General features: G+C 61.8%; 11 protein-coding genes. 7 read left to right on the forward strand and 4 right to left on the reverse strand.

Going from position 1 to position 16,248, the window contains the following annotated elements; translation table 11 throughout:
* Positions 1–142: 142 nt before the first annotated feature.
* Positions 143–658: a GNAT family N-acetyltransferase gene (locus EWR20_RS08160; protein WP_129360188.1), complete on the reverse strand. Its 516-nt coding sequence runs from the start codon at positions 656–658 to the stop codon at positions 143–145.
* 176 nt (positions 659–834) lie between these two features.
* On the opposite strand from EWR20_RS08160, the gene EWR20_RS08165 reads away from it, so the two are divergent.
* The 6 genes from EWR20_RS08165 (at position 835) to EWR20_RS08190 (ending at position 8,762) form a co-directional block, all read left to right on the forward strand.
* Positions 835–2,907 carry a DUF6541 family protein gene (locus EWR20_RS08165; protein WP_165000995.1) on the forward strand — a complete coding sequence of 691 codons (2,073 nt, stop codon included), beginning with the start codon at positions 835–837 and terminating at the stop codon, positions 2,905–2,907.
* Positions 2,908–3,018: 111 nt separating this feature from the next.
* Positions 3,019–5,130 (forward strand): DUF6541 family protein, encoded by a 2,112-nt coding sequence (locus EWR20_RS08170; protein WP_129360190.1) that lies wholly within the window; start codon positions 3,019–3,021, stop codon positions 5,128–5,130.
* 95 nt (positions 5,131–5,225) lie between these two features.
* Entirely contained in the window at positions 5,226–5,981 is a 756-nt protein-coding gene (locus EWR20_RS08175; protein WP_238147664.1) for a glycosyltransferase family 2 protein, read from the forward strand.
* Positions 5,978–6,520 (forward strand): DUF2304 domain-containing protein, encoded by a 543-nt coding sequence (locus EWR20_RS08180; RefSeq protein ID WP_129360191.1) that lies wholly within the window; start codon positions 5,978–5,980, stop codon positions 6,518–6,520. Before EWR20_RS08175 ends, EWR20_RS08180 begins: the two co-directional genes overlap by 4 nt.
* Positions 6,517–7,392, forward strand: coding sequence for a glycosyltransferase family 2 protein (locus tag EWR20_RS08185; protein WP_129360192.1), 876 nt, complete (start codon positions 6,517–6,519; stop codon positions 7,390–7,392). Before EWR20_RS08180 ends, EWR20_RS08185 begins: the two co-directional genes overlap by 4 nt.
* Before the next feature lie 8 nt (positions 7,393–7,400).
* The gene (locus EWR20_RS08190; RefSeq protein WP_238147665.1) at positions 7,401–8,762 is read left to right on the forward strand and encodes a hypothetical protein; all 1,362 of its coding nucleotides are present in this window, start codon (positions 7,401–7,403) and stop codon (positions 8,760–8,762) included.
* 190 nt (positions 8,763–8,952) lie between these two features.
* Here EWR20_RS08190 and EWR20_RS08195 read toward each other — a convergent pair whose 3' ends face one another.
* The gene (locus EWR20_RS08195; protein WP_129360193.1) at positions 8,953–9,882 is read right to left on the reverse strand and encodes a DMT family transporter; all 930 of its coding nucleotides are present in this window, start codon (positions 9,880–9,882) and stop codon (positions 8,953–8,955) included.
* Positions 9,883–10,344: 462 nt separating this feature from the next.
* Here EWR20_RS08195 and EWR20_RS08200 point away from each other — a divergent pair, with 462 nt between their 5' ends.
* Positions 10,345–15,348 (forward strand): NAD-glutamate dehydrogenase, encoded by a 5,004-nt coding sequence (locus tag EWR20_RS08200; RefSeq protein ID WP_129360194.1) that lies wholly within the window; start codon positions 10,345–10,347, stop codon positions 15,346–15,348.
* 131 nt (positions 15,349–15,479) lie between these two features.
* Here EWR20_RS08200 and EWR20_RS08205 read toward each other — a convergent pair whose 3' ends face one another.
* Both EWR20_RS08205 and EWR20_RS08210 read right to left on the reverse strand, forming a co-directional pair.
* Positions 15,480–15,821, reverse strand: coding sequence for a DUF202 domain-containing protein (locus EWR20_RS08205; protein WP_238147666.1), 342 nt, complete (start codon positions 15,819–15,821; stop codon positions 15,480–15,482).
* A gap of 2 nt (positions 15,822–15,823) precedes the next feature.
* The gene (locus EWR20_RS08210; protein WP_129360195.1) at positions 15,824–16,201 is read right to left on the reverse strand and encodes a YidH family protein; all 378 of its coding nucleotides are present in this window, start codon (positions 16,199–16,201) and stop codon (positions 15,824–15,826) included.
* Positions 16,202–16,248: the final 47 nt, after the last annotated feature.

The following is a 16,248-nucleotide window of genomic DNA, read 5'->3' on the forward strand; positions in this document are numbered from 1 at the left end:
GTGTGGGAGAGTAGGTCGCCGCCGAAATATTTTTGTGGTGTGGTGCGGTGTGCATTGCTTGTCCTCTGTGTGGGGGTGGGTGGTGTGCATCGTGCTGCACCTTTTTTGTGTTTAATGTGTGGCCCCCTTTTTTTTTCTTTTGTTACCGTGGTTTTTGGTGGTGTGGGGTGGTGGGGTGGTGCATGGGGATGTGTGGGATGCCTGCTTCGAGGTCTGGGGTGGCTGCACGGACGAACCCGAACCCCTCATACCATTTCTCGAGGTACGCCTGTGCGTGCAGGTCGATCAGCTCGTGGGCATTGTCCGAAACAGCTGCTTCCACAAGCATGCCTGCCAAACCTTGGCCGCGGTGGTCCGGCGACGTCGCGACCCGCCCGATTGCGGGATTCCCCGAGGGCTGGACGAGGACACGCAATGTGGAGACCGGGACGCCGTCCTCTTCGATCCAATATGTAGTGGTGCCGGGTTCGAGGTCTCTCCCGTCAAGATCCTGTTCGGACGTAATTCCTTGGCCCATCGTGAAGACCTGATACCGAAGCCTCGCGAGCCCGTAGGTTGTGCGAGGATCTAGATCAAGCCAATGCCCCCGTCGTACGGTGGGATGTCCCCTTGGATTCTGTGCCGCGGAGGACTCGTCGACCGTGTTTTTTCTGCTCATGGGTCCAGCGTAGTCAACGCGTGTACCCTCTTCCTCCGGACCGCTGAGTACGTGAAGATGTGAACGACATATACTTTCTTGAGGTGCTTAATACGTTTTATTCAGAGCACTCTTGTAGCTTTTTTGCAGCCCAGGTGTTTTGCCTGTACGCCGCCTGACCTGTCCCGGAGCGCCTCATGATTCTAGCTTTCATTGTGTGTGGTCTCTGCTTTGTCGTGCCCGGATTGCTCGTCACCGCAGCCACTCGTATACGAGGCTTCGACGCTTTCGCCCTCTCTCCTGTGATATCGCTTTTCTGCGTTGGGATGAGTTCGGTCGTGGGCGGGCAGTTCGGTGTGCCGTGGGGCTGGTGGATGCCCCTGGCCCTGGGCCTCGTCGTGGCGGCGGTCATCTACCTCGTTCCTCGCAGAAGCTATGTGAGTAGGCTCCGGCGGCGTGAGCCGGAGCCGGAATCAACGATCACAACGGCGTTGCCTGTTCTGGGTTCGCGGCGGGGTTCGACCGCGGCCTGGGTGGGATTGGCCATCGGCGCCGCGGTGGGCATTTGGCAGACCGCTCACATCACCGGCGGGATGGAACATTTTTCCCAGGCGTTCGACAACACTTTCCACCTCAATGCTGTTCGGTACATCGTCGACAACGGAAATGCTTCGCCGATGTTTGTCGGGTCTCTGAACGCGGGTGGCACGCCAGCGTTCTTCTACCCTTCGGTCTGGCACGCACTGGCCGCAATCCTGGTCTCGACAACGGGCATATCGGTTCCTGCGGCCACCAATGTGGTCACCTATTTCGTGACGGCACTCGTGTGGCCGGTCAGCATCATGTTCTTGATCCGGTCGCTGACACGCAACCGGTACTCCTGGCTGTTGGCAGGCGCCCTCTCGGGCGCCTTCGTGGTATTCCCGGTATTGCTCCAGACATACGGAATTCTTTACCCGAACCTCCTGGGCAATGCCGCCGTTCCGGCCGGGCTCGGTCTCATTATCTGGGTTCTCCGCGGCGGACCGGACTCCAGGATCCTACGGTCCCAGGCACTTGTCCTGGGGATCATGGGCGCCCTGGGGATCGTACTGTCCCACCCCAATGCCATCGTGTCTCTCATCGCGGTGGCGGTTCCGGCTGTTATCGCTCGCATCGTCTCTCTCGTGACGGGAGTGGCCCGGTCTACGGGCAGCAGATCCCTGCCGGCGGGCTCGAGTCGTCCCCGGTATCCGGCCATTGAGATCGCAATCCTCGTGCTTTGTCTTGCGGTGGTTCCCTTCATATGGGTTCTGCTCCGCCCCAAAACCTTTGAGCCGAATCCGCTGCGCCAAATCCCCGTGGGGGAGTCCATTCTGGACGCTCTGGGGATGGCACCTGCGGGGTACGAAGTCTCCGCGGTCATTTGCAGTGCGATCATAGTCAGCGCCGTGATTCTTTTGTACCTGCGGCGTCATGCGTGGATGGTTTTCGCGTATGCGATACTCGTCATTCTTTATATTGCGGTCGAGACGATGCCATGGGAGTGGCGGGACGCGCTGACGGGTGTCTGGTACAACGATCCGTACCGATTGACTGCCCTCTTCCCGACCATCGGAATCCCCATGATTGCGATTGCCTCGGGTTGGGTCCTGCAGGTGCTGTACGCGCGACTGACCGGATGGAGATCGCTTGGGGTCCGTCGGCCGCTCGAATGGGAGGCAGGCACGCGCATCGAAGTGCGCCCCGCATCGCGTCCAGCTCTCGTTCAGACCGTGAAAATTGTGTTGGGTCTACTGGCCGTCGTTGCCATCTCCCTGCCGATCTTCGCCGCGAACTCCATGAAGGAGGGAAGAAGCCTCGCCGAAGAGCGCTTTCGGACTACTCCGAACTCGGAGCTGGTGACGAACGACGAACTCGACGTTATCCGCCATGTGCCTGACTTCGTCCCGCGTGAAGATACGCTCATGGTCAACCCGTGGACAGGCGGAGCGATGGCCTATGCGCTGACGGGACAGAAAGTCAGCTCGTACCATCTCCTCGAAACCCGCACCCCAGAGGTCAGCCGAATCGACAAGAACCTGGAACGCGCTCTGAGCGATCCTGAAGTGTGTCGTGACGTGGACACGATACGGGCTTATTACGTTCTGGACTTCGGCACGCGCGAGATGAACGGAGTCAACCATGCTTCCGTTTACGGAGGTCTTCAGGGCCTTGAGCAGGCGGGGGTCGCCGAGCCCGTGTACCAGTCCGGAAATGCCAAAATTTTGGAGGTCACGGCCTGCGACTAACGCCCAACGGTTAGCAACCTCACGGTGAGCCAGCCAACAAGAACCGTTGTAAGCACTAAGATTGTGGGAGTTTGCTCGATATGCACCCAACTGATCGGAGCCGTTGAGCCCATGGAATGGTTGAGCCTGGTACCTGCCCTGGCTGTATGCCTCATCCTGATGATCGTGCCGGGACTCCTCGTCACGTTGGCCGTCCGGATGCGAGGCTTCGACGCCGTCGCTCTGGCTCCCGCGGTTTCAATCGGTTTGATTGCGGTCTCAGCAGTCCTCTCGCCGATGGTGGGCATCGAATGGGCGATCTGGGTGCCCTTCGCCGCCGGACTCGTCACCGGGGTAGTCTTCGGGCTCATCGCATGGGGGGCACGCACGCTGGGCGTCGCCGATTATCCGGTGCGGGACAAGAACCGCACCAAGGCCTCCCGGAGGGCTCAGAAGGGCCGCGAGCCATGGAACGATCCTTCGGATTCGACCGTATCGGCCGGGTCATCCCGATGGACCGGGCCTTCGCGTCTCGGGGGTGATCTTGTTCCCGCGCGGTGGTTCTCGCGCGGCCAGCTTGCATACTGGATCTCCTTCGTTATTGCTGCGTTGGCAATGCTCCGCACCATGAAGAATTCCCTTGGCGGTCCGGACAGGTTTTCGCAGACCTTCGACAACAACTTCCACCTCAACGTCATTCGATACATTGCCGAACAGCACAATGGTTCATCCCTGTTCGTCAGCAACATGACGGCCGGCGGGACGGACGCAACTTTTTATCCTGCGGCATGGCACGACGTCGTCTCGCTTGTTTTCATGACGGCGAGCCAAGGATCAATTCCGGCGGCAACCAACGCGATGATCATAGTCGTCGCCGTAGTGGTGTGGCCGCTGTCCGTCCTGTACCTGATGCGTTCGATGATGCGCTTCAACCTCCCCTCCGTCGTGGCCGCGGGAGCCATCCTGTCCGGATTCGCGGCCTTCCCCGTGCTGTTGATCTTTTTCGGGGTGCTGTACCCCAACTTCCTGGGGTTGGCCCTCATCCCGGCCGGCCTGGGGCTCCTCATCAACATGCTTCGGGTCTCGGCAATACGCCGGGTCAATACGGTCCAGGCCCTGTTGCTGGGTATCGTCGTTGCGCTGGGCATCGCCTTCGCGCACCCCAACGCCGTGATGTCGTTGCTGATCATGACCGTGCCGATTCTGGTGGTGCGCGGCGCAGTACAGATTTGGCGCGCCGCAACCCGTAGAACAAGCCTCGGAATCGCGGCCGTGCAGCTCGTCCTGGTGGTCCTCCTGCTCTGGGTCATTTGGTACCTGTGGGGACTCGTACGCCCGGAACCCGGTGCGGCAACGTGGGGACCGGCGACGTCGGATACCCAAGCATTCGGCGAGGCCTTGCTCAATAGCCCTTTGAGTCTGACGCAGGCCCAATGGGTGCTCTCGGTCCTGGCCATGTTGGGTATCCTTGCGGTCTTGTATACGCGCCGCAACGTATGGCTCGCGCTCGTCTACGGCGTGCTGGTTTATTACTACATTTGCGTGCGTTGGCTCCAGTGGGACCAGGACCGGATGTGGGCGACCGGCGTGTGGTACAACGACCCGTATCGACTTGCGGCCCTCTTGCCGGTGGCCGCTGTGCCACTGGCCATCGTCGGGGTGCACTGGATCACCCAGGCCCTCCTGACGTCATCCGCCCTGGAACGCTGGAAGGACCGTGGCCCGCAGGTTCTCGGCGCGGTTTCTGCGATCACGGTGATCCTCGCCCTCGGGTTGACTCAGTTCTCGCGCCCCCTGACCGATATGGTCAATTCTTCTTATTGGAGCTACTTCGCCTCCGAGGACGCACAACTCGTTGACAAGGACGAACTCAACGTCATCGAGCACCTCGACGACTACGTTCCGAAGGACGACACGATCATCGTGAACCCGTGGACCGGTGGCGCTCTCGCCTACGCGCTCGCGGATCGTGAAGTCACGGCAACTCACACCCTCTACACCCCCACCAAGAACGCAGAACTCTTCGATAGTTCGCTCAACAAAGCGGGCGAAGATCCGAAGGTCTGCCAGGCCGTCAAGCAGGACAACGCCAAGTACGTCTTGGACTTCGGCACTGAAGAGGTCAACCAAGGAGACCATTCCGCCGCATTCCAGGGCTTGCAGGATCTTGAGAACAGCGGCGTTGCCACACCGGTGTACCAGGCCGGGGAAGCGAAACTGCTCAAGATCACGGCGTGCGATTAGTCGGCACAACGAGAGCGGTGGCACAAAGGTAATTGCCCATAGGCCGCGTCCCGTACACGCTGGTCAACCCCGCGAGAAGGTAGGCTAGAGGAACTATGGCGAACTCATCCGACGCTCATCCCACGGTGAGCTGCCTCATCATCATGCCTGCATGGAACGAGGAAGAAGTGATCGGATCAACCATCCGTGAGCTTCAGTCCACCATGCCGGACCACGACCTGTTGGTCGTCGACGACGGCTCGACCGACGACACCTCGCGCATTGCCCGGGCTGCCGGCGCGAGCGTTCTACAGCTGCCCTACAACATGGGTGTCGGTGGAGCGATGCGTGCCGGATTCAAATACGCCCAGCGCCTCGAATACGACCGTGCCATCCAGGTGGACGCCGACGGTCAACACGATCCGCGGGACATCGAACGGGTCCTGCAGGGGCTGGACCATGCCGATATCTCGATCGGGGCACGTTTCGCTGAGCGTGGCAGTTACAAGGCCACCGGTCCTCGCCGTTGGGCCATGGGCATGCTGGCCGCGATGTTCTCTCGTGTGGCCAAAACCCGGCTGACGGACGTCACGAGCGGATTTCGCGCGGCGAACCGGCGCGCGATCGCCCAGTACTGCCGATACTTCCCCGCCGAGTATCTCGGGGACACGGTCGACTCATTGGCCATGGCGCTCCGTGCAGGCCTGTCGGTGACCCAGGTACCGGTCGAAATGCGGGAGCGACAGGCAGGCACTCCCTCCAACAATCCGTGGAAATCCGCGATTTACCTGATCAGATCAATGTTCGCGTTCTTCATCTCCATGACGCGCAAACGCATCTCCTTGAATGACGCCGAGGGAGGCCACGAGTGAATACGGCATCGATATTCTTTCTGATCCTCGGGCTGATCCTCGTTGTTGCAGTGATCCGCCTGGTCAGGAACCTGAAACTCCGCGAGAAATACGCTGCCCTGTGGCTACTGACCGCGGTGGTCATCGCAATCCTGATGATCTTCCCGAAGCTCCTCGACTCGCTCTCCTCGTTGGTCGGCGTCGTGACGCCGGTCAACCTTCTCTTCCTGATCGGTCTTGTCCTACTGCTGGGCGTCTGCCTCCACTTGTCACTGGAGATCTCGAGACTCGAAGACGAGACGCGCGTCCTGGCCGAGGAAGCCGCGATCCAAAGGTCACTGCTCAACCGTCAACTCGAGCGGGTCGAGAGAAACCGCAATCCGACTTCTTCGTTGCCCATCATCCAGGTTGACGACCAGGGTGAACCGCACAGTATCGACATCCACGGGTCCAGCGCGGCTGGGTCCGATGGCCATGAGGACGGCCCCGACCGTCCCTCGACCCGCAACACCGACCACCGGACCACCGATGAACCCCACGACCCGACGGAGAAGCCATGACCGTTGACATTCTGTTCCCCTACTACGGAGACGTCTCCCTGATGAAGCAGGCGGTCGAATCCGTACTGCACCAAACGAACACGGACTGGCGGTTGATCGTCGTCGACGACGGCTATCCCGACGACTCGATCCCCGGTTGGTTCGAATCCCTCCAGGACGACCGCGTCACCTACATGCGCAACGAGAAGAATCTCGGTGCCAACGGAAACTACCGCAAATGCCTCACCTTCGTGGAGAACGAGCTCGTGGTGATCATGGGCGCGGACGACGTCATGATGCCGAATTATGTCGACTGGTTCGTCAAGGCGGCCGAGGAGAACCCGGACGCGAATATCTTCCAGCCAGGCGTATTCGTGATCGACGAGAACAACGCGCCGTCAAATACGTTGGTCGAGAAAACCAAGGCCTTCTACCGTCCTAACCAGACGACCCTGCTCAAGGGAGAAGAGCTTGCCGTGTCGATCTTGCGCGGCGACTGGCTGTACTTCCCGTCCCTGGGGTGGCGTGCGGAAACCATCGTCGGACTGGGCTTCCGCGAGGGGCTCGACGTGGTGCAGGACATGTGCCTGGTCATGGACGTTGCGATGACCGGCGGTGCCCTTTTCTATGACGAAACCGCGGCATTCATGTACCGCCGCCACAAGGCCTCCGATTCCTCGTGGCGCGCACTGGACGGCACGCGATTCGACGAAGAGCGCCGCTTCTTCGAGACCATGGCGGAAGAAATGAGCGCTCTGGGATGGAAGAAAGCCGCGGCGGTTGCACGCCTGCACGTCTCCTCCCGTCTCCACGCGGCGAGCTTGCTGCCCAAGGCCGCGAAGACCAAAAACTGGGGTGGCGTCAAAAACCTGGCATCTCACCTGGTCAAGTAGGGGATCGAATGGTCCGAGCAGGCGAAGGGGAGGCCCCCGAGGTCAGCGGTGTGGGGTCCGAAGTAACCGGCGAGAATAAGGCCGGGCAGAGGTCCGTCACCAAGAAGGAATCCACCGGGATCCTGTTGGCCTCCATGATTTCGGCTGTCTCGGCGCTAGGCGCAACCTTCATCGCGAAGCACGCGCTTGCCGGCGAACAGGTCACGGAATTCCTGGTTTTCTGGTCGGCGCTCTTCGGTATCTACGGAATCGTTGCGGGGCTTCAGCAGGAGACGACTCGCGCGGTCGGTGCCGCCGAGCTGCGAACGAATCTGGACAAGCCGGATCGTCCGGGGGCACATGTGATGACGATAGCCGCGGGTTTCGGAATCGTCATCGCGGTGATTGTCGCCGCGACCTCGCCCGTGTGGGCACACGGACAGGTTCCCAGCGGTACGGGATTTGCGGTGCTGATGTTGTGCATCGGGCCGTGCCTGTACGCATTGCACTCGGCCATGAGCGGTGCCGCCGCCGGGCGCGAGAAATGGTTCCAGTTCGCCGGACTCGGCGGGGGCGAGGCCGCGTGGCGTCTGGTCGCCATGGTCGCGGTGGCTCTGATCGCCGGGTCGATTGGGGGTCTCGAGGCGGCTGCGGTGTCTCCCGTGCTTCTCTGGATCCTCATCGCCCTGTTCACTCGGGAAGGTCGTCGAACGTTCGCCGCTAAGGCCGACGTCGGGACCGGACGGTTCGTCCAGAACGTTCTCTTTGCGATGGGTTCCTCAGCGGCGTCGGCCGTGTTGATGGTCGGCTTGCCGGTGATCCTCAAGGCCAGTGCCGGGGCGGAGGCCTCGACCTACACCAAGATCGCAATGGGTGCATTGATCCTCGCGATCTCGATCACGCGTTCGCCGATCATGATCCCCTTGCAGGCGTTCCAGGGCGTGGCGATTTCCGCGTTCCTGAAGCAGCGTCATCGCCCGTTGGCGGCCATGGTCAAGCCTTCCGGAGCCCTCCTCGGGATCGGGCTCTTCGGGGCGGTTCTGGCGTGGATCATCGGTCCATGGCTGTTCTTCCTCATCTACGCGCCCAAACCGGAGGAATCCGCCGCCTATCACGATGTCATCCACGGGTGGTTGCTGGGGACGCTGACTTTCGGATCGGCGATCATGGCCTTGCTGGTTCTGTCCGGTACCGCGGTCCTGGCTCTCAATGCGCACCGGCTGTACATTCTCGGGTGGGTTGTAGCGGCGGTCGTCGCGGTCGCGCTGCTCTTCTTGCCTCTCGACCTCGTGCCCCGCACGATCATCGCCCTGTATGTGGGGCCCGCGTGCGGATTTACGATCCACCTCGTGGGAATGTCAGTCGTCTCCCGTAAAGCTGTAACCGGCTGACGCCGCCGCCTGGTCGTGCATCTCCCGGTGTGCCGTCATGAGGCACCGGTATCTTTACTTCGGGCGGACGGTGCCCACGCACGTTTGAAGATGCGAACGGGCTCAGCGCGGAAAGCTGCGTATTTACCCTGGTCATCTCCCTCATCAGGGCGGGTTGTGGCTCGAAGTCGTGCCCGGCGTCAACCCTCGGCTAGAGGCTGATCAAAGCGACGCCGCCCACCACGAGCAGCGCCCCGACAAGGCGTCTGCCAGGTCGTGGTTCCCTGAAGATGAGCCAGGCGAGCAACGAACCGACCACAATGCTTGTCTCGCGCAATGGCGCGACCAACGAAACGGGCTGGGTTTGCATCACTGTGAGCACGAGGATGTACGCTGCGGGCGAGAGAACCCCGATGGTTGCAATGATGCGCCAATTCGATTTCAGGGAACCGCTTAAGGCGGAACGGCGTCGCCGTCCCAACCCCACGGTCATGAATACCGCCTGATATACCGATGACAGCGCAAAATAGGGAATCGGGGATTGGTTCAGAGCGGTCACCGAATGGTCGTCCCACAAGGTGTATCCGGCGATGAAAGTGCCCGTGAGCACTCCCCAGCGGAGGCCCGCGAGAATTCGCGAGCCGGAGGAATCGGACGGGCCGTCCGTGGCGGCCACGGAGTTTTCGAGCAGGCTCCTGCTGGGATCCGGGTTCCTCCCGGGCACCGCCGTAACCACGATCCCGCCAACGATCACCAATGCCCCGGCAAGAGCCCACCAACCGGGGCGTTCGGACAGAAATGCCACCGCCACGATCATGGTCAGGATCGGCCCGGTTCCTCGAGCCGCGGGATAGACGACGCCGAGGGGAGCGCGATCGTACCCGGTCTGAAGTGCGAGGTTGTAGCCGATATGGATGGCAGCGGAAAGAGCCGGAGCCCACACGAGTGCTGGTCCGACCATGTTCCACCCGCCGGACTGGATAATTTGCCCGATGCCGATCGGTGCGGTGACCGCCGCAGTCGCCACCGCGTACCACCAGACGAAGGTGTATGCGTCACCACGCTTCGCTTTGGCCGCCAGATTCCACGCCGCATGGAGAACGGCGGCGACCAGGACCATGGCGAGGGCGGAGGAAGTCACCCGCCCAGTCTAGGTCTGTCAGGGAATTCTGCAGGGTGGCTTGGTCGCTTACGCTATCCATACATATCCACGGTTCTGCGTGTATAGCGTTGCAGCGCTGCTGCGTCCCAGGGCGGAGCGGAGGGTCTAGGCCTTTGCCGAGCCGTCTACGTCGCCGAACTGGTGAGTGAAGGACGCGGCTCTTGTCTCTGACGCGGTCCCCGGAGAGATACAGCGCGGATCGGCCCGTGTTCTTCACCCGGACGTATTCCTGGTTGTAGCCGCGACTCGCGGGTCGTCATTGGCCTTGATGATGTCCCGAGGCTTGACGACGGCTACCGCAGGGACGCTCAGAGACAACAAATGTTGCCCATAGCAAAACTCGCCCTGGTCGAGGCTGAATTTCGTGTGGTGGGATGAGTATCCTAGTGGAGTAAAGACGACCACAACGAGGTGGTCCCGTCTTCGAGGAAGGTTATTGACGTGCCCTTAAACCAGCAGTCCGATCCCGCCGAACCCGAATCCAAGAGCTCCCCCAGCTCGAACGGGAGCCCTGGAGGCAACGGAGGGGACCGAGAGTCCTGGATCTCAACGTATTATCAGCACGCAACCCAAGATGACCTGGCCGAATTCAGCGAAGAAGAGCTGGTCGAGCGGGCCCAGTTGCACCGCGAACTTGCCGAGACGCGCGAGCCGAACGGAACTAACGTCAAGGTCATCCACCACGGAAACTCGTGGATTCTCATGGTTGTCACCGACGACATGCCGTTTATCGTCTCCTCGGTCACCGCCGAGGTTGCGGCCAGGTACGGCGGCTCCAACGCCTTGTTCCACCCGCTGTTCCTGGTGCACAGGAACAAGCAGACCGGCACGATCGAAAGCCTTCGCGGCCTCAACCTCAAGCAACAAGTGGCCAGCGGCGATACCGCGGCCCTGCCGTCCCTGGGAGGCGCTGCAGGACGCGACAGCGCCGTCGAGTCCTGGATATCGGTCGAGCTTCTGGGATGCGACGACGAGGAAACCGCACAGAACGTCGTCGAAAGCGTCCGTTCGGTTCTTCGCGATGTCCGACACGCGGATACTGATGCCGAATCCGTCCGCGAGAAGGTCCTGAACCTCTCCGACCGCGTCGGAAACCTTCCGGAACCCTCGAGGAACAATTCCCAGGGCACTCCGGATGCCGCGGAACACCCCAAAGTGGTTCAGGAGTTCCTGAACTGGATTGCCCGTGACAACTTCCTGTTCTTCGGGTACAAAGAGCGTGATCTCCGGGACGGGCCGGAAGGGCTGACAATCTCGGATCGACCCGGAACCGGGCTCGGAATCCTGGCCGAGCACCGCGAGGACGGAATCCAGCAGGACCCGATGACCCCTCGCTCCAAACACCTCACCGGTCTTTCCCAGGACAATGCGCGGGATTCCAAGATCGTCTACGTGACCAAAGCGAACTCCCGCTCGACGATCCATCGCCATGAATACCTCGATTACGTGGGCATTCGCGATTTCGATTCGAGCGGCCGGGTCGTCGGCGAGTACGTGATTCTGGGCCTGTTCTCTTTGCAGGCATACTCCTTGCCGGCTACCGAGGCCCCGCTCATGCGGGAACGTGTTCGCGTGATCCGGAATCGACTCGGCTTCCAGCCGGGTTCGCATTCGGACAAGACGCTCACGGGCATGATCGAGGACTACCCGCGCCTCGAAATGCTGCAGGCCGACCAGGACTCCCTGACGGAGACGTTCGCCGGAATCATCGGCCTTGAAGAACGACGCCGCACACGCCTATTCCTTCGCCCTGACGAGTTCGGGAGGTTCGTCTCCGCGGTGGTATTCCTGCCCCGCGACCGATACAACACCGGCGTTCGAATTCGCATCGAAAAGGTACTGAGCGAGGCGATGGATCTGGCGTCGATCGACTTCGAGGTCCGGCACTCGGCATCCGCCCTGGCGAGACTGTTCCTGCGTCTGCGCCTTGCAGAACCCAATCACATCCCGGATATCGACGTGGCCGATCTGGAGAAGAAGCTCCAGGCCGCGACGCGTTCTTGGCCCGAATCCCTCGAAGCGGCACTCGGCAGCCAGAGCGCCGAGATCGCGAAGCGCTGGTTCGACGCCGCGCCGGTAACCTATCGTGCCGATTACGAGATCCCCGAGGCCGTCGCCGACGCTGGAATCTTCGAGGCTCTCGAGGTCGCCGGTCCGGATCGCCCAGCAGCCGTGAGGATTCACGGCAGGCAGAGTCCCGCGGACGGGAGCGATGTCGAGAACGAATACCGTCTCAAAACCTACCTGCGTGAGCCCAAGACACTGACCGAGCTCCTGCCCATCATGCAGAACCTCGGTCTGACCGTCATCGACCAGAAGCCCTACGACCTGACCACCGCGGACGGTCGCGACTTCTTGCTCTATGACTTCGGAGTCACGTTCCCGGCGGGGGTGAACCCGAAAGAGATCGGCGATCTCTATGAAGACGCGCTGTGTGCCGTGCTCTCGGGTCGGGCCGAATCTGACTCTCTGGACCGATTGGTCCTCGCAGAAAAGCTCCCGTGGCACACCGTGTCCGTGTTGAGGGCCTATGTCCGCTACCTGGTCCAGTTGGGCACGGGTCTTTCGCACGCTTTCATGGCCGATACTCTGCTGGCCAATCCGAAGGTCACGCGCCTGGTGGTTCGGCTCTTCGAGACCAGCTTCGATCCTTCTCGGAACGAATCGGTCGAGGAACGCAAAGCACGTCGGGCAGAGATTCTGGACGAGATCGAGTCCGCGCTCAACGAGGTGCCGACCCTCGACGCCGACAAGATGTTGCGGGCCCTGACCGGGGTGGTCTCCGCGACCGTCCGGACCAACGCTTATCAGGACGGGCCGTCGATCGCGGTGAAACTCCTCCCGCAGGAGATCTCCGCGGCGCCGTTGCCGCGTCCGGAATACGAGATCTGGGTTTACTCACCCCGCGTCGAGGGTGTGCACCTTCGGTTCGGTGACATCGCGCGCGGCGGCCTGCGGTGGTCCGACCGGCGCGAAGACTTCCGAACCGAGGTCCTCGGTCTGGTCAAAGCCCAGATGGTTAAGAACGCCGTGATCATTCCGACCGGCGCGAAAGGAGGGTTCTTCGCCAAGCAGTTGCCGGATCCCTCGGCAGACCGCGAGGCGTGGATGAACGAGGGGCGAGGAGCCTACAGCCTCTTCATCCGTTCTCTCCTGGACATCACCGACAACTTGGTGACTACAGGGAACGGGGAACAGTCCGTAGTGACTCCGGAGAACGTCATCGCCCTGGACGGCGATGACACCTACCTGGTGGTTGCCGCCGACAAGGGCACCGCATCGTTCTCGGACCTCGCCAATTCGATCTCCCAGGAATACGGTTTCTGGCTGGGTGACGCGTTCGCCTCGGGTGGCTCCGTGGGTTACGACCACAAGGCCATGGGAATTACAGCTCGCGGTGCTTGGGAATCGGTCAAGCGGCATTTCGCCGAACTCGGGATCGACTGCCAGACTGAAGAATTCACGGCCGCCGGCATCGGCGACATGTCCGGCGACGTCTTCGGTAACGGCATGTTGCGTTCCGAACACACGCGCCTGGTCGCGGCATTCGACCACCGGGATATCTTTATCGATCCGAATCCAGACGCCGCAGCTTCCTTCGCGGAACGCCAGCGCCTCTATGATCTGCCGCGTTCTTCCTGGCAGGACTACGACCGTTCGCTGATCTCCGAGGGCGGCGGGGTCTTCTCGCGGTCGGAAAAATCGATCGCGCTTACACCTGAAATCCGAAAAGTTCTGGGACTGGACGAAAGGATCACTCAGCTGTCTCCGGCCGAATTGGTCTCAGCGATCCTCAAGGCTCCGGTAGACCTGCTGTACAACGGCGGCATCGGGACCTATATCAAGGCCTCCTCGGAATCCAACGCCCAGGTCGGAGACAAGGCCAATGACACCTTGCGCGTCAATGGGTCCGAGCTGCGCGCTCGCGTGATCGGTGAGGGTGGCAACCTCGGACTGACACAGCTCGGCCGCATCGAAGCTGCGCGCCAGGGAATCCTGGTCAATACGGATGCGATCGACAACTCTGCCGGCGTCGAAACCTCCGACCGCGAGGTCAACATCAAGATCATGGTAGATCGCCTGGTCTCCCGGGGACTGTTGGACGCCGACGAGCGCGCCTCGTTCATCGAGGCACAGACAGATGCCGTCCGCACCCTCGTCCTGGAAACCAACCGGGAGCAGAACGGTCTGCTGCAGGCCGAACGCCTGGGAACCATGCCGACCACCGCGACGGCTGCTCGCCTCATGGATCATCTCGAGGAACGCGCGGGACTCAATCGCCAGATCGAATTCCTGCCCTCCGATGACGAGCTGGAGGAGAGAGTCGCCGAAGGTTGGGGACTGACCGGACCCGAGCTGGCCGTTCTCACCGCATACGTCAAGATCGATATCACCAATTCGTTGCTGGCCAGCGGTTTCGGCAACGACCCGTGGCTCTCGCAAATTCTCGACGAGTACTTCCCCGAGGCAGTCACGGAGCGATTCCGGGCCCAGCTGGACGACCATCCGCTGCGGCGGGAGATCATCTGCACGCGCGTGGCTAACGAGATGGTCAACCTGGCCGGGATCACGTACGCATACCGCGCCGTCGAGGAAACCGGTGCCTCCGTTGCGACCGTGGCCAGCGCATTCCTCGTGACTCGGGAGCTGTTCGATATTCGCGAGCTGATGAGGGCTCATCGCGAGCTTCCTGCGAATATCGACCCCGCTGCGTGGCGGGCCATCGCACGGGAAACCCAGCGATTGATTGACCGTGCGACCCGCTGGCTGATCAACGAGGGTTCTCTGGCCACCGGGGATCTGCGCAGCGAAGTTCCCGAACACCTGCAGATCAGGGCCGTGATCGACCGGTATGCCCCGGCCCTCGAGCTCGGTTCGGAAGTGCCCGGATTGCTCGGAGAGCAAACCCGAAAGCGCCTGGAGGAACGCGAAAAGCAGGCGCGCTCCTGGGGCATTCCCGAGGACTTCGCGGCCACGTGGGCGCGACTGCTCGACATCTACCCGCTCATGGACATCGCTGTTCTCAACGAGGAAACCGAGTGCGACCTGCGGGAATCGGCCTTGCTGTACTATGCGCTGTCGGATCGATTCGATATCGATCGGTTGCTCGTGGCGATTTCTCACCTCTCCCGCGAGGACCGCTGGGAAACGTTGGCTCGTTCATCACTGCGATCGGACCTCTACGAGACGGTCGCGGCTCTCACGGTGACTGTTGCCCGGGAGGTCACGCAGGGCGACTTGCATCCAGCGGGTGCCACTTCGTGGCCGCGGGACACCGAGGCAGCCCAAAAACTTGTGGCGGCCTGGGAGAACCAGCATCCGGTGCATTCATCGCGCATCGAACGGCTCATGGGTGAGCTGGACCAGGAGCTCGGACGGGAGAACGCCGCACCCCGTATCTCGACGCTTTCAGTCGCGGTTCGCACGTTGCGCGGTTTGATCTAGAGCAAACAACGCCTCGACGCCGGGTCGGAACGCCAACGTTCCGGCCCGGCGTCATGCGTTGGGGGAGAAGCTGGCTTTCGGCGTCGGCGAAAGTAACCACCGTGGGTCACGGGTGAGGGCCGACGGCGCGGTTAGCCGCGGGTCACCAGGATGATTACGACGCCGATCACGCACAGACACGCGACCGCGGCCCCGGTTCCAAGGACCGCGACCGGGGCGGCGGACAGAGAACCGTGGCGGACGCCCCGGGACTGCCGCCGGTAACGGCGACGTTGGGTCCCGTAGATCGACAGAGAAACGAGCCAGGCCAGAAGGGCCAAAAGCACCACCCACCACCCGAAGTGGGGGAGCCACCTCAGGAATCCGGCCCCGACCACGCCGACAGCGAGAAGCGTGCGGCCCCAAGCGAGCGCAGTCCGCTCCGGCTGCAGACCAGGATCGGCGGGCGAATCGGCCTCGGGGTCGATATGCACGATCAGCCGAGGATCATGCCGAAGATGAGGCAAGCCGCAACGGCTCCGCCCAGGCTGAGCAACGGGACAATAAGGGGCAGGCTCAACGGCCGGCCCTTGCGCATATTGTCCTCGATGCGCCACCAGCGAACCGCCGCCCCCAAGCTGATCAGGAATGCGATCGCGATGACCAGAATCGACAAAGCCCGGTGGACACCCTCCGGGAAGATTCCGTCGCCGATGGTCTCCAGCGCGATACCGCCGGCGAGGAAGGCAAGGGACGTGCGGATCCAGGCGAGAAAAGTGCGCTCGTTGGCGAGGGTGAACCGTGGGTCCGGCTCCTCGCCGCCGGGAAGGACAGTGCGGGAAATCCAGTCTCGGTCAGTGCGTTCTTCGCTCATTCATCCTCCGGATCGATTCACCCCAACCCTATATTGCTCCGTGTGAC

It is taken from the genome of Rothia uropygioeca (genome assembly GCF_004136585.1).
Taxonomy (GTDB): domain Bacteria; phylum Actinomycetota; class Actinomycetes; order Actinomycetales; family Micrococcaceae; genus Rothia.